Here is a 20,201-nt window from a genome sequence, read left to right as displayed (position 1 = left end):
GCGGCGACGACCCCCGCGCCGGTCAGGCCGCCTGCCGCGCGGGGTCGCTCTGCCAGGCCCGGCCGAGCACCGCGTAGCCCTGGTCGGCGAGCTCGTGCTCGGCGGGGGCGAGGTCGGCGAGGCGCGGATCGTCCGCGACCGCGCGCTCCAGGACGCTGAGGTGATGGATCAGTTCGTACTGGAGCTCCACACGGGCGCGGCGGCCCTCGGGAGCGAAGGACGCGCCCTCGGCGGTGGTGCGCCGGACCTCGGCGATGGCGGCGGCGGCGCGTGCGGACTGGGAGCGGACGAGGCGGCGGGGGAACGCCCAGCTGGTGCCCCAGGTGACCAGGACGGCGGTCGCGGCGCCGATGAAGGTGTCGGTGAAGCGGTCGGCGGTGATGGCCGCGACCCCGGCGCCGCCGCCCGGTCCGACGGCGAGCAGGGCCATGGGCGTGATGGCGACCAGGGCCAGGGCGTAGTTCAGGGGGAAGAGCAGGTACTGGCCGATCATGCAGACGACCACCGCCACGACCGTCCACCACGGGCCGGGGTGCAGGCTGAAGACGCCCCAGACGACCCCGACGCCGAGGAGAGTGCCGACGGTGCGGTGGGCGGCGCGCCGGGTGGCGGCGACCCGGTCCATCCACTGGTTGATCACGATGGTGGCGGTCAGGATGGCCCAGTAGGGGTGGCCGATGCCGACGGCCAGGCTGATGACGCCGGCGATGCCCGCGGCGAGTCCCATCCGCCAGGCGGTGAACCACTCGACCGAGTTGCCGCGCAGCGCGTGGCCGAGCAGGTAGCGCCATCCAGGCCTGCCGGGCGGGGCACCGATGGCGGGGTCGGAGGCGGCCGGGGCGTCGGCGCCGAGACGGCCGAGGACGGTCTCGGCGAGGGCCCGGTTGGTCTCCATCAGGTCGGAGGCGAGCGCCTGATGGCGCTGCCCACGCGCGGCCGGCCAGGCGGAGTGCAGGGTCAGCCGCGCCCCGTTGACCGCCTGGTAGGCGGCGTTGCGGCTCAGGCGTGCGGCCTGGCTGCCCGCCTCCGTCAGCCGGTACTCGGCCACCGCCCGGCGGGCGGCGGCCACGGCGCGCTCCTCGGGGCCGCGCGGGGCGAAGAGCAGGGGGACCAGCAGCAGGACCGAGGCGAGCAGGGCCGCGAAGGCGGTGACGCCGACCATCTGCCAGCCCACCGTCGGGTCGGCGCCGAAGTACGTCCCCAGGACGGCGGCGTAGAACATCATCACCGGGCTCGGGCCACGGGTCAGCATGAAGGCGTAGTAGAGGACGGCCACCACCACGATGATCACGACGCTCGCCGGGACGATCGCCCAGCGGTACGGAGCGACGAGCACCCCCGCCGACATGGCGCCGGTCAGCGCGGCGGCCACCAGGAGGCTGTTGCGGACCCGGGCCCACAGGGGGCGGCCGGTCTCCCAGAACGGTGTCATGGCGCCCATGAGCGAGATCATTCCGAGCTTCGGTCCGAACGCCAGGCAGGCGGTCAGGACGGTCACCGAGGAGATGGCGGCGGACACCAGGTTCGGGGCGATCGAACCGGGGGTGTGCCGAGGGGCGAAGAAATTCCAGGTCACCGCTACCGCCCGGCGCCACGGGGATGCCGAGGACACGGTGCTCCTTCGAGGGTGCGCGGCCGGGGCCGCGTATATGAATGGACTCTTCATATAGTAGTTTGCGGCGGAGGGTGGGTTCGACCGGGTGGAAGGTGAGACCGATGACAGCTCTTCCCGCCGGGCCGCGTCGGGGCCGCGGCAGAAGGCCGATGGCCGAGGTCCGTGCCGATGTGCTGGAGGCCGCGGCGCAGGTGCTGATGGCGCACGGGGTCGCCGGCTTCACCGTCGAGAAGGTCGTCGCCGCCTCCGGCGTCAGCCCGGCGACCGTCTACCGGCACTGGCCCTCACGCGGTGCGCTGGCCCTCGACGGATTCCGGCACGCCGTCGGGGACCAGGTCGCGCTCGACGACACCGGAGACGTCCGTGCGGACCTGACGCGGTTCATCACCGCGTTCATCCGGCTCGCCACCCAGCGGCCCGCCGGTCCCGTCTTCGCCCAGCTCATCGGCGCCGCCCAGACGGACGCGGAACTCGCCGGACAGTTCGAGCACCACTACTTCGGCCCGCGCCGGCGCGAGGCCTTCGCCCTGCTGGAGAAGGCGAAGGACCGCGGACAGATCCGTACGGACGCCGACCCCGGACTAATGGTGGACCTCATCTGGGGCGCCTGCTACATCCGGCTGCTCCTGCCCCACCTCACCGACCAGCTCACCGAGGACTTCGCCCCCGCCGTCGTCGACCAGGCCCTGGCCGGTCTCCTCGTCGCGGCAGCGGACGGGGGAGAGCCGGGCAGGTAGGGCGCCTTCCGGCCGGGTGCGGGCGCAGGGCGGCACCGGCGGGGAACCGGGCGGGCCGGGAGTCGCGTCGGGTCGGGGGCCGCGTCGGGCCGGGGGAGTGTCGGGTCGGGGGCCGCGTCGGGCCGCGAGCCACGCCGCCCCGGACGTCCGTTCCGGGCGGGACGGCTCAGATGGCGACGACCGCCCCTTCGCGCATCCAGCCCCGGCCGTCCGCGGCCGCGTCGGTGGTGACCAGGACGTAGCCGTACTCGTTGTACGACGCTCCCTCGCAGGTCGACGCGCCGACGATGTCACCGGCGTACTTGGTCTTCACGACGGCGCTGTTCGGGTTCGGGTTCTCGTACACCCCGGCGGTCGGCCACACGACCTTGTACTGGCAGCCGGACTGGGCGGCGGCACCGGGGGCGGTGGCGACCACTCCGGCGAAGCCGACCGCGGTGGCAAGGACGGTGGTGGCGATACGGGTCAGGCGCATGATCGGTGGCACTCCTCGGGTACGACTCGGGTACGACTCAGATATGACTCGGGTACGACGATGTGTCAGGCGCATGATCATAGGGGCGGGTCGGGCCGTGCCGCTCCCGCCCGTACCGACCCAGCGCGCCGGATGGGATGATGCCCGGTGACAGGGCGACGGCGGTCCGAGGAATCCGGTGCGAAACCGGAGCGGTCCCGCCACTGTGATCGGTGAGCGAATCCCGGCGTACCACTGCCTCCGGCGAGGGGCGGGAAGGGCGGGACGAGCGGCGACCCGAGAGCCAGGAGACTCACGCGGTCGCCTCCTCAACGAACGCCGGGGCGGATCTCCCCGGAGAGGGGTGGTTCGGCGTGCCCGCAAGGCCGGCCGAAGAGGCTCACGTACAGAAGAACAGCACCGGGACCGGGGTCGTGCCCGGCAGGGGCGCGACGGCCGGAGCGGTGCCCTGCCGGGTCGTCGTGTGCCGGGACTGCTGCTGCGGCAGCCGCAAGGTGACCGGAGTCGATCACGCGGCGCAGACGGACCGCCTTCGCGAGGAGGCCCCGGTGCGGATATCGGACTGTCTGGACGTCTGCGACCAGGCCAACGTCGTGGTCGTGCAGCCCTCCACCGAGGGCCGGGCCGCCGGAGCCCGGCCCGTCTGGCTGGGACTGGTCAACGACCCCGACGCGACCGAGGACATCGCCTCCTGGATACGTGCCGGAGGGCCGGGCGTGGCCCCGCGCCCGGAGATCCTCGACCTCTACACCTTCGAACCTCCCGGGCGCCGGGGCCTCCGGTAGGACCGGCCCCGGCGGAGGACGGCCGACCGGCGGGGGAGGACGCCCGCCCGCCCGCCCGGAAGCGGCCCGGGCGGCGGGAAACGGTCGGGATTCGCCCCGGCCCGCGCACGTCCGACGCGAGCCGGGCCGACGGGGCCGGGACGCCCGAGACGTCCCGGCCCCGCCGTTGCTCCCGGGCCCCGCCGTTGCTCCCCGGGTCAGGATCCGGACAGCTCGCCGCGGACCGTACGAGCGGCGGCGACCAGGTTCTCCAGGGACGACCGGGTCTCGGTCCAGCCGCGGGTCTTCAGGCCGCAGTCGGGGTTGACCCACAGCCGTTCGGCGGGAATCGCCTTCAGGCCCTCCCGCAGAAGTCCGGCGGCCTCCTCCGTGCTGGGAACACGCGGGGAGTGGATGTCGTAGACGCCCGGTCCCGCCTCGCGCGGGTAGCCGTGGGCCGCGAGTTCGCGGGCGACCTCCATGCGGGAGCGGGCCGCCTCCAGACTGATGACGTCGGCGTCGAGATCGTCGATGGCCTGGACGATGTCGCCGAACTCGGCGTAGCACATGTGCGTGTGGATCTGCGTACCCGGCCGTACGCCGCCGGTGGTGAGCCGGAAGGACTCGGTCGCCCACCCCAGGTACGCGGCCCGGTCTGCGGACCGCAGCGGAAGCGTCTCGCGCAGGGCGGGTTCGTCCACCTGGATCACCGAGGTACCGGCCGCCTCCAGATCGGCGACCTCGTCCCGCAGCGCGAGCGCGACCTGCCGGGCCGTCTCCCCGAGCGGCTGGTCGTCCCGGACGAAGGACCAGGCCAGCATCGTCACCGGCCCGGTCAGCATGCCCTTCACCGGACGGGCGGTGAGCGACTGCGCGTACGAGGTCCAGCGCACGGTCATCGGACCGGGCCGGGAGACGTCGCCCGCCAGAACCGGCGGCCGGACGCAGCGGGTGCCGTAGGACTGGACCCAGCCGTGCCGGGTCGCGAGGTAGCCGGTGAGCTGCTCGGCGAAGTACTGCACCATGTCGTTGCGTTCGGGTTCGCCGTGCACCAGCACGTCGAGCCCGGCTTTCTCCTGGAAGGAGACGACCGCGCCGATCTCGGCCCGGATCCGTTCCTCGTAACCGGCCGTGTCGACGCGGCCGGCCCGCAGGTCCGCGCGTGCCGTCCGTACCTCGTCGGTCTGCGGGAACGAGCCGATGGTCGTCGTCGGCAGCAACGGCAGCTTGAGGTGCGCGCGTTGGGCGGCGGCGCGTTCGGCGTACGGCTGGGAGCGCCGGCCGTCGGCGGCGGTGACGGCCGTGGTCCTGGCGCGTACGGCGGGGTCGCGGGTGACCGGGGAGGCGGAGCGGGAGGCGAGGTCGGCACGGTTGGCGGCGATCTCTCCGGCGATCGACGCGGTGCCCCGAACCAGGCCCTTGGCGAGGGTGACGACCTCGGCGGTCTTCTGCCGGGCGAAGGCCAGCCAGCGCAGGATCTGAGGGTCGATGTCCCGTTCGGGTGCCGTGTCGATCGGGACGTGGAGCAGGGAGCAGGACGCGGCGACGTCGACCCGGTCCGCGAGACCGAGCAGAGTGGCGAGGACGGAGAGCGACTTCTCGTAGTCGTTGATCCAGACGTTGCGGCCGTCGACGACCCCCGCGACCAGCCGTTTGCCCGGCAGCCCGCCGATGGCGGCGAGTCCGTCGAGATTGGCGGCGGCCACGCCCGTGAAGTCGAGTGCCAGCCCCTCGATCGGGGCCCTCGCCAGGACGGGAAGAGCCTCCCCGAGCCGGTCGAAGTAGGACGCCACGAGCAGCTCGGGCCGGTCGGCGAGACCGCCCAGCTCACCGTATGCGCGGGCCACGGCGTCCAGTTCGGCCGGGGTGCGGTCCTGGACGAGGGCGGGCTCGTCCAGCTGGACCCACCTGGCACCGGCGGCCCGCAGATCGGCGAGCACCTCCGCGTACACCGGAAGCAGCCGGTCCAGCAGGGTGAGCGGTTCGAAGTCCGCGGGTGCGCCGGGGGCCGGCTTGGCCAGCAGCAGGTACGTCACCGGGCCGACGAGCACCGGCCGGGCGGTGTGCCCGAGGGCGAGGGCTTCCGCCAGCTCGGAGACCTGCTTGCCGGAGTCGGCGGTGAACACGGTGTCGGGCCCGAGTTCGGGGACGAGGTAGTGGTAGTTGGTGTCGAACCACTTGGTCATCTCCAGCGGCGCGACGTCCTGGGTGCCCCGCGCCATGGCGAAGTACCCGTCGAGCGCGTCGGCGGCCACGGCCGCGCGGTGACGCCGCGGGACGGCGCCGACCATGACGCTGGTGTCCAGGACGTGGTCGTAGTACGAGAAGTCCCCGGTGGGCACCTCCTGGATACCGGCGGATGCCAGCTGCTGCCAGTTGGACCGGCGCAGCCCGGCCGCGGTCTCCCGGAGCTCGTGGGCGGTGATCCGGCCCTTCCAGTAGCCCTCGACGGCCTTCTTCAGTTCCCGGTGCGGGCCCTGGCGGGGGTAGCCGTACACGGTGGATCGTGCTGCCGCGGCTGCGGACTTCGTTGTCACGGAAATCTCCTTCGCGAGATGACTCCTGAACACCCCGGGAACGGGACGCGGACGCGAAGGAATGACGGAACCGGACGGATCCCGGTACGCCGCACGGGCGTGACGGTCCATCCGATGTGTACGCCGACCCGCCCACGAGGTCACCGGGATATCCGCACACAAATGGTCGTGTGCGGGCAACGGGCAGGTCTTCGGACTCGCGGGCGCGTCTGCTGTGCAGACTCCTACTGGCCGTCGCTTCCCAGGTCCCACCGGACCCAGTGCGTATGACGGCGGTCGTTCCCACTCACCGCTGCGGGGCAGTCCCGGATTCCCACCGGGTTCCCTCTTACGACGCGCCTGCCTGGCGGACAGGGCGAACCAGCTGCATCGCCAGGGTAGAGGGTGGAAGTCGACGCGGCGCACCTCCGTTCACATTCCGGAACGTGAGGCGGTCCGGAACGTGAGGCGGTCCGGAACGTGAGGCGGGGCCCCTGGCCGTGCGAGGGGCCGGAATGGTGCGGTTGACCGGGTGGACGGACCGCTCATATGTTTTCCGCGGAGTGATGGCACGAGGAAGCCGGTGGAATTCCAGCACGATCGCGCCACCGTGAGCTCGCCACCGGCAGATGGCGAGTCGGACACCCGAGCCCTCATCCCGCCCGCATTCGCGAGGGACGCGCCATCCCGAAGAGAGAGCCAACCGTGAGCATGCCGCCCGCGTTCCGACGGAATTCCCCACGGGACACCCCGGTCGCCGCACCGGTCCGCCGTTCCGCCACCGGGCCGGTATCCGCATGACGGATACGACGGATACGGCCACGGCGACGGCCCTGAGCGAGTCGGTCACCGTCCTGGGCCCGTTCTTCGCGCTCCGGATCCATCCGCTCGGTACCGAACCCGACGGCCCCTGGCAGCCGATGTCCCGCCCGCTGGTCGAAGCACGAGTCGCCGCGGTCGGAGACCGGCTGGCCGCGGCGGGCGGCCGGCCACCCGGCTCGGTGGAACAGCGCGTCGCGGCCTCCGTCGCGCATCTGGGGCTGGCCGCCCGGCTGATCTCCCCGGCCCTGGCCGCCGCGGTGCTGCACGACAGAGTCCTCGCCCCCGGCCTCACCGAGCTGCGATGGCAGCCCGTGATCGGCGGACCGATCCCCCTCTCGCTGCCCGACAGCGCCGTCGCCGACGGCCCGGCGGGATCCCCGGAGCACCTCGCCGACGAACTCAGCACCCGCCTGCTGGACGGCCCGCTGCGCGAACTCGCCGACATGGTGGGGGAGTTCTCCGTATCCCGGCACATCCTGTGGGGGAACACCGCCTCGGCCCTCAACGGGGCGGCGACCATGATCGCGGCCTCCCGCCCGGAACTCGCCGCCCGCACCCGCACCCTGACCTCGCTCCTCCTCGCACGCCCTCCGCTGCGCTCCACCGCGACCACGGCCGACGGCGGAGCCTTCAGGCGCCGTAGCTGCTGCCTCATCTACCGCGCCGCCCCCGACCGCAGGGGCCCCCTGTGCGGGGACTGCGCGCTGGCCCGCTGACGCCGACCCCGGCTGCTTCCCGGCCGCAGGCCGAACCGCGTGGTGCGGGGCGCGGGACGGAGCCCGTGCGGGGCGCAGGACGGAGCCCGTCCCCGTGCGGCCATGAGGCAGGGGACGGGCTCCGTCGGGCTGCCTACCGGCCGGTGCCGGTCAGCCGGATGTCGCGGGACGACGCACCGACGTAGATGTTCCTGCGGCCGGTGGTGCGGACCCAGTGGGAGCGGGCGGTGTCCCAGTACGAGAGCTGCCGCGCGGTCGCCTTGAGGGTGATACGCCGGGAGGCGCCGGGCGCGAGGTCGATCCGGTCGAAGGCGGCCAGAGCGCGTACGGGGAGTTCGACGGGTGCGCCCTGGGGCGAGCCCAGGTAGAGCTGAGGAACCTCGGCCCCCCTGGTCCGGCCCTTGTTGGTGAGGGTGAAGGAGACGCTCAGGCCGCCGTCCCGGGTGGATTCCACGGAGAGGTGGCTGTACCCGAAGCGGGTGTAGGACAGGCCGTGGCCGAAGGGCATGAGCGGGGTGACGCCGGCCTTGTCGAAGCCCCGGTAGCCGGTGAAGACGCCCTCGCTGTACCTGACAACGTTATCGACACCCTGGTAGCGCTCCGGGTGGGCGGGGTCGTGGACAGGGTGGTCGGTCAGTTTGTCCGGGTAGGTGACGATGACGCGTCCGCTGGGGTTGGCCCGGCCGAGGAGCAGGTCGGCGACGGCCCAGCCGCCTTCCTGGCCGGTGTATCCGGCGTGCAGGATCGCGGCGACCTTCTTGCGCCAGGGCAGTTCCACGGGGCCGCCCACGGTGAGGACGACGACGGTGCGGGGGTTGGCGTTCGCCACGGCCGTGATCAGGTCGTCCTGGTGGGAGGGGAGAGCGAGCGATCCGGTCTCGGCCGTGGAACCGACGGTTCCTCCCGTTCCGTTGAAGGCGAAGACGACGGGGGTGTGAACCCGGCGGGCGAGGGCGACGGCCGCCTTGACGTCGGCGGCGGCCTGCTCGGGGGTGACCCAGGCGAAGCGGACCTGCACCGGACCCCGGTCGGCGACAGTCTCGGCCCACGCCGTCGCGGTGATCTTCACCTGGTAGGAGCGGCCGCCGGTGAGGACGCCGGTGGTCTGGCCGTTGTCCAGGCCGTCGGTGGTGGGCACGATGCTGGACCACTTGCGGGTGAACGCGTCGCGGACCGAGGCGGCGGTGGCGATCTGGGTGCCGTCGAGCGAGAGCGACAGGGAGGCGCCCCAGCCCTGGATCTTGAGGGCGTACTCGCCGGTGGACGGGGGCACCAGGGTGCCGGTCCAGGTGGCGGTGGTACCCGCGTCGAAGGCGTGTGCGCCGGTGAAGTCGACGGTGTGGTCGGTGGAGGTGGCGCCGGAGGCGTCCGTACGGGTCAGGCCGGAGGGGAACGCCGAGGCGGGGACGGCCCTGCCGGTGAGGTCCAGACCGACCTCGTACCCGATCCGGGCGTTGCGGGCGGTACGGCGCAGGGCGTCCAGGGGGCCGACCATCCGGTCCTCGAAGCCGTAGGCGCGCTCGCCCGCGACGGTGACGGCGACCTGCCCGGCGGTCGGTCCGATGAGCGCCAGGTCCGCCAGCGCGGCCCCGCTCAGCGGGAGCCCGCCGTTGTTGGTGAGCAGGACGGCGCCCTGGGTGGCGACCTCACGGGCGACGCGGGCACCCTCCGCCACGTCGACGGCCTTCGGCGCCTTCTTGCGGCTGCCGTCCAGCAGCCCGAAGGCGTCGTAGCGGCCGAGCAGCCTGCCGACCGCCGTGTCGACCGCGGACTCGGGGATGCTGCCGTTCAGCACGGCCGCCTTGAGCGGGTCGCCGAAGTAACTGCCGTTGGGCATCTGCATGTCGAGGCCGGCCGCGATCGACGTGCTGTGGGTGGCGCCCCAGTCGGAGGTGACGAAGCCCTCGAAGCCCAGCTCGCCGCGGAGGATGTCGGTGAGGGTGGCGGCGCTGGAACCGTTCCACTCGCCGTTGATGTGGTTGTACGCGGCCATCACCGAGGCGACACCGGCCTGGATCACGGCCTCCCAGGCGGGCAGGTAGATCTCGTGCAGGGTGCGTTCGTCGATGACGAAGTCCGAGGTGTTCTGCCCGACGGACTGGTTGTTGGCGAGGAAGTGCTTCGCCTGGGCGAACATGCCCTGCGCCTGGATGCCCTGGACCTGTGCGGCGCCGATGACGCCGTTGAGGTACGGGTCCTCGCCGGACTGGTCCTTGTTGCGGCTCCACAGCGGCGAGCGGGACAGCTCGATCTGCGGGGCGAGCAGCACGTCCATGCCCAGCGCCCGCCCCTCACGGCCCATCACCGCGCCGTACTCCCGGGCGAGTTCGCGGTTGAAGGTCGCCCCGAGCGTGGAGACCGGGGGCAGCCCGGTCGCGGACCGCGCCACGTTGACCCCCGCGGGCCCGTCGGTGAGTCGCAGCTCGGGGATGCCCAGGCGGCTGATGCCCGGCAGATAACCGGCCTGTCCGAGGCGCTGGGGGTCCGTCGCGCCGTGGACGAGGGAGAGCTTCTCGTCCAGCGTGAGCTTGCGCAGCAGTGCCGCGACGCGGCTGTCGCGGGTGCGGGAAGCGCCGGTGGTGGGCGATGCCGCTGCGGCGGGGGAGGAGGAGAGCGGGCCCGCGGCGGCGATGAAGGCGAAGGCGGCGGCGGTACCGCCCAGCCTCTGCAGGATGGCGCGGCGGGTGTGCTCGGCGGTGGTGGACTGCGGCTCGGACGCGGTGAGGAGCGGGTCGCCTGACATGGCTGTGGCCCTTCCGGTGAGGGTGTGCCGCGCGCCTCGGGAGTGCGGGTCTCCCGGCGGACGCGGCGTGGAAAGCCGGGTCCCGCAACCCGGCTCTGGGCGTGACGCACCCAGCGGGGTCGCGACACCGGCCCTGACGTGCCGGTGTCGCTCTTCGCTTCGATGCGAGTACGGCGTGAGTCTCAGCCGGGGTTGCATATGCCGTCAAGACTTCGGTACGCAGGTCTTTTCGGGCGCCGATCGGGTTTATTTCTTGAAGGATCGCGTCTGCGGGTTCTTCTGTGAGCGGGCTGTGTACTGCCCCGTCGGGGCCCGATGCCCGCGCGGCAGGTGGGATTCCATGGTGGCGCGGAGGCCCGCTGGGCCGTTCATTCGGTGAAGGCGCGGAGCCGGGTACCGGGAGCCGGGTGCCGGGACTCCGGGTGCCCGTGCGGGTGACGCCCGGAGTCCCACCCGCGCTCCCGCGGTGTGCCGCAGCCTCCGCCGACCGGTAGGCGGCCGCGGCCTCGCGGACGCGTCCGAGGCGGCGGTCACAGAACTCCTCTTCGGTGACAAGCTGTCGGAAAACGCATGGTTCCGGGGCAAGTAGGCTCGTTCTCGAAAAGGCGACCAGGGCGACGAGCGAACCGGCCGACAGGCGAACAGTCGCGAAACCTGAGGGAGTTGACCCGCATGGGCGAAGTGGTACGGGTCGGCTCCAGGGCGAGCAAGCTGGCGAGAACGCAAGCCGGCGCATGGCTAGCGCCCCTGGCCCGGCAGTTCCCCCACGTCTCCTTCAAACGGGAGATCATCCTCGAAGGCGGCGATCAGGACCGGGTGACACCCACACTCGCCGAGGTCGCCAGGACCACGGGCGGCTCCTCGTTCTCCACCAACCAGGAAGCGGCGCTGGTCACCGGACAGATCGACGTGATCGTCCACTCCCTCAAGGACCTCCCCACGGGCGTCACCGGGGGAACGACGCTCCTCACCACCCCCGGCCCGCGTGAAGACGTACGGGACGTCCTGTGCGGTGCGACCCTCGCCGGACTTCCCGAGGGTGCGACCGTAGGTACGGGCGCGCCCCGGCGGGTGGCTCAACTCCTCGCCCTCCGGCCCGATCTGCGAGTGGTGCCGATCCGGGGGAACGTCCCCGGCCGTCTCGCCAGGACCACCAAAGGGACGCTGGACGCGGTGGTACTCGCCGCGGCCGGACTGAACCGGCTGGGGCTGTCGTCCGCGATCCACGAGGTCCTCGACCCGGTCCTCTTCCCTCCGTCCCCCGGGCAGGGCGCACTCGGAATCCAGGTCCGCACCGACTCGCCGGCCGCCCGGCTCCTCGCGGCCACCGGTGACCTCCAGGTCGACGCATGCGTACGAGCAGAGCGCGCCCTGCTGGCGGAGTTGCACGGCGGCTGCTCCGTACCGGTGGGGGCGTGGGGGAGGATCGCGGCGGACGGACTGCTCCACCTGTCGGCCGCCGTCACGTCCACGGACGGGACGACGCAGATCACCGCGGACGGTGCGGGCCCGGCGGGCGAACCGGAGGAACTGGGACTCCGCGTCGCCGCCGACCTGTTGAGCCAGGGAGCAGCCGCGATCCTGGAGGCGACCGTTCGGCTCTGAGCGCACGGGGTCTCTCCGCGGTCGTCCTACGACCCCTGGCTCGGCGGTACGCCCGGTACGTCCCGGTACGCACTCGGACGGCAGTGCGCGCACACGCCGAGAGGGGGCGGGCGCGTGGACGGGTCCGGACCGGCCGAGCTCGTTCCGCATGGAAAGCGATGACAGGTCGTCGGCGCAGGCAGGTTGGAGGGTGTGGCAACGGCTCGCTCGAAGGGCTCTCTCCGCGCGAGCGGAGGTGAACCGTTCGGGAAGGGAAGCACATGGGGAAACACGCGCGCTTGCCGCGCGACCGGAGGTGAACCACTTCCGGGGAGGAGAAGGCGTCGGCCATCTCCCGCGTCTTGGCCGCCGGTTCGCCCCGTCGCGGTCCTGGAATCGTGAGGTGACCATGGTGGGGCCGCGGTAGCACTGGTCCTCCGGGCTCGGCCGTCGGGGTCTCGGAGTTCCCCGGCGCGACGCCGTGATCAACAGCCCTGGTCCCCCTGGACCTTCGGGATCCATCATCAGTGGTCCGCTCCAGGGACAAAACTTCAGACGGTAGGTTCGACCTGCCGGTGCGGGGCCCTTGCGCACCGCCGCGCGTCCGATCGGGAGCCGTACCGGGGCCGACAGCATAGGAGGCTACCCACCTTGTCCGAGACCCCCGCCCTGCGGGCCGACTGCGCGAACTGCTTCGGTCTGTGCTGTGTCGCGCTGGCATTCTCCCGATCGACTGACTTCGCGATCGACAAGGAGGTCGGGGATCCTTGCCCCAACCTCCAGCAGGACTTCCGCTGCGGAGTCCACGACAGGCTGCGGCCCGCGGGTTTTCAGGGGTGCACGGTGTACGACTGCTTCGGCGCGGGACAGAAGGTCTCGCAGGTCACCTTCGCCGGGCAGAACTGGCGGGAGGACCCGGACGGTTCGCGGCAGATGTTCGCCGCCCTCCCCGTCATGCGGCAGTTCCACGAGCTGCTCCGGTACCTCTGCGAGGCGCTCGCCCGCCCGGCTGCCCGGCCGGTCCACCGCCAGGTCCGGGCGGAGCTGGAGAAGATCGAGCGTCTGACCCTCAGTGACGTGGACACCCTCCTCGGCCTGGACGTGGCGGCGTACCGGGCTGAGGCGAACGTACTGCTGCTGCGAACGAGCGAGCTGGTGCGAGCCGAGATACCGGGCAGGAAGAAGGATCGCCGGGGCGCGGACCTGTTCGGGGCCCGGCTCAGGGGTGCCGATCTGCGCGGGGCCGATCTGCGCGGCGCGTATCTCATCGCCGCCGACATGACGGGCGCGGACCTGCGGCTCGCCGATGTGATCGGCGCGGACTTCCGGGACACGGTCCTCGTGGGCGCCGACCTCACCGACTGCCTCTTCCTCACCCAGACGCAGGTCAACGCCGCGCAGGGTGACGCTGCCACCCTCCTCCCGGCCGGCCTCGAACGCCCGTCGCACTGGGACGCGAGCGTCACCGCTTCGGTCATGCCCGCCCGCCAGAACGCCTCGCCCCGGGCTGCACGCACCGGCGGTCCGCGCAAGGGCTCCTCGGCGCGGAAGCCCGGAGCCTCCGGCCGCAGGCGCCCGGGCTCAGGCGGTTCCCGGGACAAGTAGTCAGCACATTTCGGTGGTGCGGCCGAAGAAGGTGGCCGAGCGGCTGAGCCGGGGCCGCTGCGGACTGCTCCTGCAGCGCCACCGGCAGGGAGACACCCCCGCGGGGCCAGGCCGGTCAGTACCTCGGCCATCGTGCCGTAACTCTCGCGGACCGCCTCCGCGTTGGACAGCCGGTGACGCTCGAGGCGGATCGCACCCAGGTGCCGAGCCTCGTAGATCTTTGACCGCCATGCCGTGTTCGGGGAGCTCTCCGGAGCACCGTAGGAATCCCGGAACGCGGTTCGTTCGTCCTTCTTGGCCGTCGCCATGCGGATGGTCCAGTCCGCCGCGGGATCCCCGCCCCACGTGCGGTCGAAGTCGAGTACCCCGCTGATCACGGGCTCGGAGGCCGCCGGATCCATCAGGGCGTTGACGGTCCACAAGTCGCCGGTCAACAGGTGAGGTTCGGTGACCTCGTCGAGCACGGCACGGCGACGCGTGGCCGCTGCGGCAACCGACCGGAGGTCCGCCGCGTCCAGTCCGACGCTCTCCAGATCGGCGGCGATGTCCTCCAGGGATGCGATCACCGCCTCGCTCCACGATGCGTACGCCGGACCGCCGACCGGCCCGAAGCCCTGGCTGGCGCCCATCGCACCACTGATGCCGCAGGTGCTCGTCGCCGACTGGTCGCACGAGGTGATCGACCGCGACTGCGGGTTCGTACACCCACCGGCCAGGCCGTGTCCCGTAATTGATCTTGCGGTGGGTCGAGGAGTGGGAGAAGGACGGCAACTGGGCCGCGCTCCCGCGAGAGGTGGGCCGGCCCGAGGACGGATCGGATGATCCGGCAGCGGTTGCGCGCCGCTAGGCGCTCGGCCGGTCCCCGGGGCGGGCCGACCACCAAGATCCACCTGGTGGTCGACGGCCGGGGCCTGCCGCTGTCCATCGTCCTGAGCGGCGGGAACACGGCCGCCCGCACGATGCTGCCCGCCGTCCTCGATGCCATCCGCGCCCTCCGGGCTGGGAGCGGGCGACCGCGGACCGGACCCGACCGGGTCGTGGCCGACGTGCGTCAGGGGTTGTTCAGGTAGGCGAGGACGGCGAGGACGCGGCGGTTGCTGTTGTCGTCATCGGTGATGCCGAGTTTGCCGAACAGGGAGGTCGTGTACTTGCTGATGGCGCTTTCGCTGAGGAAGAGCCGTCGGCCGATGGCCTGGTTGGACAGTCCTTCGGCCATGAGGCCGAGCACGGAGTGTTCGCGTTCGGTGAGCCGTTCGAGTCGCCGGTTCGAGGACCCGCTGGACAGCAATTTGGCGATGACGGCCGGGTCCATGGCGGTCCCGCCGGCGGCGACACGTTCCAGGGCGTCGATGAACTGATCGGCGTCGAAGACGCTCTCTTTGAGGAAGTAGCCGACTCCGCCGGCGCCGTCGGCCAGGAGCTCGCGGGCGTACAGCTGCTCGACGTACTGGGAAAGGATGAGAACCGGCAGTCCGGGCAGTTCACTGCGGGCGGCAAGAGCAGCGCGCAGGCCCTCGTCCGACTGGGTCGGCGGCATGCGGACGTCGATGACGGCAACCTCCGGCCGCCACGTCAGCAGTGCCTCAAGCGTCTCGGGTCCGGTGGCTGCCGTCGCTACCACCTGGTGCCCGCACGCCTCGATGAGGCGGACCATTCCGTCACGCAGGAGGTAGAGGTCTTCGGCTACGACGATTCGCACGGCACCATCATCCTCATCCGGGTCGGGCCACCTGCCGGGCTGGTGATCTCCAGGGTGCCATCGAAGACCGCGAGCCGACGACGCAGCCCCGCAAGTCCGCCGTCGGCTCTCGGGTCGGCTCCGCCGCGGCCGTCGTCTTCGACATCGATGACGATGCCGGTGTCGTCCTGGGTGATGGAGATCCGGGCCAGAGTCGCACGGGCGTGCTTGACCGCGTTGGTCAGCAGTTCGGCGATGGCGAAGTACAGGGCAGACTCGATCGGCGGATCCAGGCGGAGCTGAAGGTCGGCGCTGACAGTCGTTTCGAGCGGACTGTCCAGGGCAAGCGCGCGAACGGCATCGATGAGCCCTCGGTCGTTCAGCACGGGCGGGTTGATTCCCTGAACCAGTTCGCGGAGCTCGGTCAGTGACGCCGTGGCACCGGCCCGCGCTGCCCGCATCAGCGTCCTGGCCTGGTCAGGGTCGGTTTCCATCAGCTTCTCCGCAATCGCCAAGGAGAGCCCGAGCCCGACCAGGCGGGCCTGCGCCCCGTCGTGCAGGTCCCGCTCGATCCGGCGGATCTCGGCGGCCTGAGCGACCGTCGCATCCGCGCGCTGGGCGGTCAGTTCGTCCACACGGTCCGCCAACGACATGGCGGGTGACGGGCGTAGGAAGCGGACGGCCACTGGCTCGATACACCGCCAGGCATACGGGGCACCAGCGACGGCCCCGACCAGGCCGAGCGCCCCGACGACGCGCGCGCTCGGCCCCGGCTGGCCGAGGCCGAGGACCGCTACGGCCACCCCGGCCGGCGGGAGGGAGGCGACCACGCCCGCGGTGAGCGGCGCGATCGCCGTGAACCGCAGGTCGCGCCAGTTGGCGGGGTCGCTCCACCGGACTCGCCACTTCTGGTCCAAGAGGGCATCGCGGCGGGTGCGTTCGTAGCTGAAGCCGTTCCACCAGTACCCGGTGGACATCCGCGTCACCGGCCCGGCCTGCCGGTATCCGGCGGGGATGACGGTGGCTGTCCACCTCGCGACGAGGAAGCGGACCATCCGGCAGACCGAGCGGGACAGGGTGAGCGTGCACCCGCACACCAACACGACCGGCGCGACCCACGACCACGGGTTTCCCGCCCCCCACCAGATCCCCAGCGCCACGGCGGCTGCCCACAAGGCCGGGACCAGCAAGCTGACGGCTGCCACGACGCACGCCCGTACGAACCCCACGCAAGCGTGCGCCGGCCACGAACCCAGCTGTCTCATGATTCTCTTCCCCCGCTTTCCGTTCGGTGCTCCCACTGTGCACCGCCCGGAGCCCGCTACCGCCCGGGTCGGCCAGGGAGTAGGGCTACCCCCACCTACCCGTGCGTCCAGACGGATATCGCGCCGACCGGGCGCTTCGTAGCGTCTGTGTGCATGGAATCCAACATGCACACCCCGCCCTCGGCCGCCCACCACGACGATCCCCGCACCCGGCGAGCCTTCGACACGGCGAAGAACGGGATCAAGGTGTACGGCGCGCTCAGCGCCGTCGCCCTGCTGGCGGTCGTCGTAGTGTCGAGCAGTGGTCATACGGTGAACACGTTCATGTGGGTCCGGGCGGTCCTGCTGCCTGCGGTCGCCGTGCTGGTCCACCGGATGACCGTCTCCGCCTCCCGGGGATCCCGACGGGCCTTCGAGCGCGTGAGCGCGCTCACCGTGATCATGCCGATCGCGATCATCGGTGTCGATCTGATCCCGGGTGTCTGCCCGCCGTGGTACACCGTGATGCAGACCGTCTGCATGCTGCCCGTCATCCGAGTCGCGTTCATCATCCGCGGCTCCGCGCTGCGCGCCGCCTTCTGCAGGTCACGCTGACCACTCGGCTCCTGCGTGCCTTTCTGACCAGGCAATGTCCTCAGTGCCGCATCAGGCGACGCTCGCGCTGTCGAGGTGCGGGTGAGGATCGTTGTGATGGCTTCTGCGGCGCCGTGCACCACTGCACGCCCGAGGAGGTGAGTCCGATCAACGCTGTGACCAGTCGGGGCTCCCTCCTTTGCATGGCCTGGGGAGCGCTCGCACAAGGCATCCCGAAAGGCTCGAAACGCTGATGCGCTTCACCTCCCCGACGTCGTTGGACGGCGTCACCGAACAGCCCTTCACCCTCGACGGGGTCCCCGGCGTGCTGTGGACGCCGGAAGACGCCCGCGGTACTCATCCCCTGATCCTGCTGGGCCACGGCGGCGGGCAGCACAAGACGGCCCCCGGCATCGTGTTCCGCGCGCGCCGCTACGCCGCCGCGGGTTTCGCGGTCGTCGCGATCGACGCACCCAACCACGGGGACAGGCCCAAGGACGAGGAGTTCGGCCGGATCGTGGCCGATATGCGGGCCGGCATGGCCGCCGGCGAGAATCCGGGCGCGCTGGTCGCCGGCATGCACAGCCATCTGGCTCCTCAGGCCGTCGCGGACTGGCAGGCGGTCCTGACCGCTGTCCAGCGCCTCGACCACGTGGGCGTGGGCCCCGTGGGCTACTGCGGCATGTCGATGGGCTGTGGGCTCGGTATCCCGCTCATCGCGGCTGAACCCCGGATCCGCGCGGCGGTGCTGGGCCTGCTCGGCGTGCGCGGGCTGGCCGAGGACGCCGGGCGGATCACCGCGCCGGTGCAGTTCCTGGTCCAGTGGGACGATCAGATGGTGCCGCGGGACCAGAGCCTGGCCTTGTTCGACGCCCTGGCCTCGGCCGAGAAGACGCTGCACGCCAACCCCGGCAAGCACGGGGATGCACCGTCGTTCGAAGTGGACGACTCGCTGGGGTTCTTCGTCCGGCATCTGAACTGACACGCACTCCCGTACTCGGCGCGCCGACCCGGAACTCGTTCCCGGCCGGCGCGTTCGGTACCGACGGTTCGGCATGTCCGAGCGGTCGCAGGTGCGGCACACCGATGACGACGAGGGCGGGCGGCCGCTGCGGATTGCCGGCAAGAGCACGGGGTCGGCGGTCGCCCCGCGCCGCGCCGCGCCCAGATGGTGCCGCCGTCAGCCCGAGGCATGAGCGTGGCCGTGGGGGCGGGCCTCGCCCGAGGACGGCAGAGGAAGATCACGCCTGTCCCGTGGGGCGTGATGGCCGATCCGGTCGCGGAGTTGGGTCCGGTCCGGCAGGCCCGAGGGATGCTGAGCTGCTCGACCGGCCGCGTCGGCGAGCGGTCGGAGCGGGTGCGAAGTACAAGCTGGTCTTCATCGACCGGCTGCCGGCTACACCCGTGCATCTCCAGGCACGGCGTCACCCACGACGTCCTGGCCTGCTGGTTCCAGGTGGACCGGTCGACCATCACCCGTACGGTCGGCGAGATCCGGCCCCTGCTCGCCGACCGGGGCTGTCTCGTCGAGGGCGGTCTGCGACTTCGCACGCCTGCCGATGTGATCGCCTGTCCCGGCGCCACCGGCCGGACCGCGCTGATGGACGCCACCGGGATCCGGGTCCGTCGCCCGGGCGCACACCGCGGCGGACGCAGCCGCTTCGACGCGGCGCTCGGCGGCATCCGTGAGATCGCCCGGGTTCCCTGGGCTCAGTGGCAGAAGGGTGACGGCCCCGAAGCGGGGTGAGCGGTCCGCGCACTGCGGTTGTCAGTGGTGGGTGCGATCCTGCCCGTATGGACGAGCTGATGCGGCGTCGGGTGTACGGCGCCGACCATGAGGACCCGGATCCCGGACCACGTCCCGGGCACACCTATCGTGAGCTGGTCGGCGGCCCCCTGGACGGGCTGCTCCTCGACGTGACCGGATGGTCGGAGACGGCACTGGCCGAGGGGGCGGCCCTGATCACGGAGATAGGGGCGTACGGCCCGGGCGGCCGCGCCGAGTACGGCCCCCGCCGGGGCGACCTCCACCGGTGGGACTGGCAGGGCGACACCCCGTGACCCGCACCCCGTAACCCGCACCCGTACCCGCGACCGGCACGGGCATCCCGCGGTCGGCACCCCGGGGCCCGTACGGGTCGGCCCGTAGGGTGGGCCGGTGACACTGAGCGCGGCATCCCTCCTCCCGGTCAACCTCACGCTCGGCATCCTGCTGGGCGTGCTGGCCCTGGTGGCGGCGGCCGTGGCGGGCCTGTGCCACCTGTCTCCGGGCGACCCGGCACACCGGGCCCGGGAGATCCTGATCGCGGGTGTGCGCGCGGCGGTACAGCTCGCGGCGGTGTCCCTCGTCATCACGTGGGCGGTCACCGAGGTGCTGGGACTGCTGGCGTTCCTGGCCGTGATGTTCTCGGTCGCGGTGCGCACGGCCGGGCGCCGGATCACCGGCAACCACACCTGGTGGCTGACGTGTCTGCCGATCGCCGCGGGGGTGGTGCCGGTGGTCGGCTCACTGCTGCTGACGGGACTCGTACCGCTGAAGGGCATCGCGCTGATCCCGGTCACCGGCATCCTCATCGGCGGGGCGCTCACCGTGACCGTCCAGGCCGGACGGCGGGCGCTGGACGAGCTGGAGCAGCGGCGGGGGGAGGTGGAGGCGGCCATGGCGCTGGGGTTCTCGGACCGGGACGCCAGGGTGGAGATCGCGAGACCCTCCGCGTCCGACGCGCTGCTGCCCGGCCTCGACCAGACCCGGACCGTCGGGCTGGTCACGCTGCCCGGCGCGTTCGTCGGGATGCTGCTGGGTGGTGCGAGCCCGTTGATGGCCGGTGCGGTGCAGCTCTTCGTGCTGGTCGCGCTGATGGCCGTGCAGTCGATCGCGGTGGCGATCACCGTCGAACTCGTGGCCCGCCACCGCCTCTTCCGCCCTGCGCGGGGGTGACGCGCGCGCAACGGGCGCTGTTCGATCACAGCTTGCTCACAGCTGACGAGAACCCTTGTCGGTCGCACATGCCTGACGAATGATCACTCCAGGCCCCGGTGGCAGGACGGACAGGTGTTCCCTGCCGGCTGCGCGACGCGACGACCGTGCGACGCGACGGCTGCGCGACG

General features: G+C 71.9%; 16 protein-coding genes, 1 pseudogene and 2 riboswitches. Of the genes and pseudogenes, 11 read left to right on the top strand and 6 right to left on the bottom strand.

Features of this window, described 5'->3' with window-relative positions; translation table 11 throughout:
- Positions 1–22 precede the first annotated feature (22 nt).
- The gene (locus tag ACWCWD_RS24615) at positions 23–1,612 is read right to left on the bottom strand and encodes an FUSC family protein (RefSeq protein ID WP_450775652.1); all 1,590 of its coding nucleotides are present in this window, start codon (positions 1,610–1,612) and stop codon (positions 23–25) included.
- Positions 1,613–1,716: 104 nt separating this feature from the next.
- Between ACWCWD_RS24615 and ACWCWD_RS24610 the strand changes: the two genes are divergently transcribed.
- Positions 1,717–2,352, top strand: a complete 636-nt coding sequence (locus ACWCWD_RS24610; RefSeq protein WP_450775650.1) for a TetR/AcrR family transcriptional regulator — start codon at positions 1,717–1,719, stop codon at positions 2,350–2,352.
- 166 nt (positions 2,353–2,518) lie between these two features.
- Here the strand turns inward: ACWCWD_RS24610 and ACWCWD_RS24605 are convergent, their stop codons facing one another.
- Positions 2,519–2,827: a glycosyltransferase gene (locus tag ACWCWD_RS24605; RefSeq protein ID WP_450775648.1), complete on the bottom strand. Its 309-nt coding sequence runs from the start codon at positions 2,825–2,827 to the stop codon at positions 2,519–2,521.
- Positions 2,828–2,995: 168 nt separating this feature from the next.
- A riboswitch (cobalamin riboswitch) is annotated at positions 2,996–3,121 on the top strand.
- Positions 3,122–3,240: 119 nt separating this feature from the next.
- Here ACWCWD_RS24605 and ACWCWD_RS24600 point away from each other — a divergent pair.
- The gene (locus ACWCWD_RS24600) at positions 3,241–3,612 is read left to right on the top strand and encodes a (2Fe-2S) ferredoxin domain-containing protein (RefSeq protein ID WP_450775794.1); all 372 of its coding nucleotides are present in this window, start codon (positions 3,241–3,243) and stop codon (positions 3,610–3,612) included.
- Positions 3,613–3,809: 197 nt separating this feature from the next.
- Here ACWCWD_RS24600 and metE read toward each other — a convergent pair whose 3' ends face one another.
- Entirely contained in the window at positions 3,810–6,128 is a 2,319-nt protein-coding gene (gene metE, locus ACWCWD_RS24595; RefSeq protein WP_450775646.1) for a 5-methyltetrahydropteroyltriglutamate--homocysteine S-methyltransferase, read from the bottom strand.
- 165 nt (positions 6,129–6,293) lie between these two features.
- A riboswitch (cobalamin riboswitch) is annotated at positions 6,294–6,508 on the bottom strand.
- Between the two features lie 396 nt (positions 6,509–6,904).
- Between metE and ACWCWD_RS24590 the strand changes: the two genes are divergently transcribed.
- Positions 6,905–7,645, top strand: a complete 741-nt coding sequence (locus ACWCWD_RS24590; RefSeq protein ID WP_450775645.1) for a (2Fe-2S)-binding protein — start codon at positions 6,905–6,907, stop codon at positions 7,643–7,645.
- A 133-nt stretch (positions 7,646–7,778) separates the two neighbouring features.
- Here ACWCWD_RS24590 and ACWCWD_RS24585 read toward each other — a convergent pair whose 3' ends face one another.
- A complete protein-coding gene (locus ACWCWD_RS24585; protein WP_450775643.1) occupies positions 7,779–10,388 on the bottom strand; it encodes a beta-glucosidase in 2,610 nt (869 codons plus the stop codon).
- A gap of 672 nt (positions 10,389–11,060) precedes the next feature.
- Between ACWCWD_RS24585 and hemC the strand changes: the two genes are divergently transcribed.
- The 3 genes and pseudogenes from hemC (at position 11,061) to ACWCWD_RS24570 (ending at position 14,647) form a co-directional block, all read left to right on the top strand.
- Positions 11,061–11,993 carry a hydroxymethylbilane synthase gene (hemC, locus tag ACWCWD_RS24580; protein WP_450775641.1) on the top strand — a complete coding sequence of 311 codons (933 nt, stop codon included), beginning with the start codon at positions 11,061–11,063 and terminating at the stop codon, positions 11,991–11,993.
- A 630-nt stretch (positions 11,994–12,623) separates the two neighbouring features.
- A pseudogene (locus ACWCWD_RS24575) lies at positions 12,624–13,424 on the top strand (pentapeptide repeat-containing protein); the annotation flags it as partial.
- 971 nt (positions 13,425–14,395) lie between these two features.
- Positions 14,396–14,647: a transposase gene (locus ACWCWD_RS24570; RefSeq protein WP_450775639.1), complete on the top strand. Its 252-nt coding sequence runs from the start codon at positions 14,396–14,398 to the stop codon at positions 14,645–14,647.
- Here the strand turns inward: ACWCWD_RS24570 and ACWCWD_RS24565 are convergent.
- Both ACWCWD_RS24565 and ACWCWD_RS24560 read right to left on the bottom strand, forming a co-directional pair.
- The gene (locus ACWCWD_RS24565) at positions 14,629–15,276 is read right to left on the bottom strand and encodes a response regulator transcription factor (RefSeq protein ID WP_450775637.1); all 648 of its coding nucleotides are present in this window, start codon (positions 15,274–15,276) and stop codon (positions 14,629–14,631) included. The two genes, ACWCWD_RS24570 and ACWCWD_RS24565, sit on opposite strands and share 19 nt — an antisense overlap.
- Complete coding sequence (locus ACWCWD_RS24560) at positions 15,261–16,520, bottom strand: sensor histidine kinase (RefSeq protein WP_450775635.1); 1,260 nt, start codon at positions 16,518–16,520, stop codon at positions 15,261–15,263. Before ACWCWD_RS24560 ends, ACWCWD_RS24565 begins: the two co-directional genes overlap by 16 nt.
- Positions 16,521–16,673: 153 nt before the next feature.
- On the opposite strand from ACWCWD_RS24560, the gene ACWCWD_RS24555 reads away from it, so the two are divergent.
- The 5 genes from ACWCWD_RS24555 (at position 16,674) to ACWCWD_RS24535 (ending at position 20,031) form a co-directional block, all read left to right on the top strand.
- Positions 16,674–17,114, top strand: coding sequence for a hypothetical protein (locus ACWCWD_RS24555; protein WP_450775633.1), 441 nt, complete (start codon positions 16,674–16,676; stop codon positions 17,112–17,114).
- Positions 17,115–17,346: 232 nt separating this feature from the next.
- A complete protein-coding gene (locus ACWCWD_RS24550) occupies positions 17,347–18,075 on the top strand; it encodes a dienelactone hydrolase family protein (protein WP_450775632.1) in 729 nt (242 codons plus the stop codon).
- A gap of 210 nt (positions 18,076–18,285) precedes the next feature.
- Entirely contained in the window at positions 18,286–18,840 is a 555-nt protein-coding gene (locus ACWCWD_RS24545) for a helix-turn-helix domain-containing protein (RefSeq protein ID WP_450775630.1), read from the top strand.
- Between the two features lie 47 nt (positions 18,841–18,887).
- Positions 18,888–19,154: an MDR/zinc-dependent alcohol dehydrogenase-like family protein gene (locus ACWCWD_RS24540; protein WP_266701666.1), complete on the top strand. Its 267-nt coding sequence runs from the start codon at positions 18,888–18,890 to the stop codon at positions 19,152–19,154.
- Between the two features lie 97 nt (positions 19,155–19,251).
- Complete coding sequence (locus tag ACWCWD_RS24535; protein WP_450775628.1) at positions 19,252–20,031, top strand: ABC transporter permease; 780 nt, start codon at positions 19,252–19,254, stop codon at positions 20,029–20,031.
- The last annotated feature ends 170 nt before the right edge of the window (positions 20,032–20,201 follow it).

The organism is Streptomyces sp. NPDC001493, from assembly GCF_053597235.1.
The sequence above is the reverse complement of the archived record's forward strand: the minus strand, read 5'-3'. Positions and strand labels throughout refer to the sequence as shown.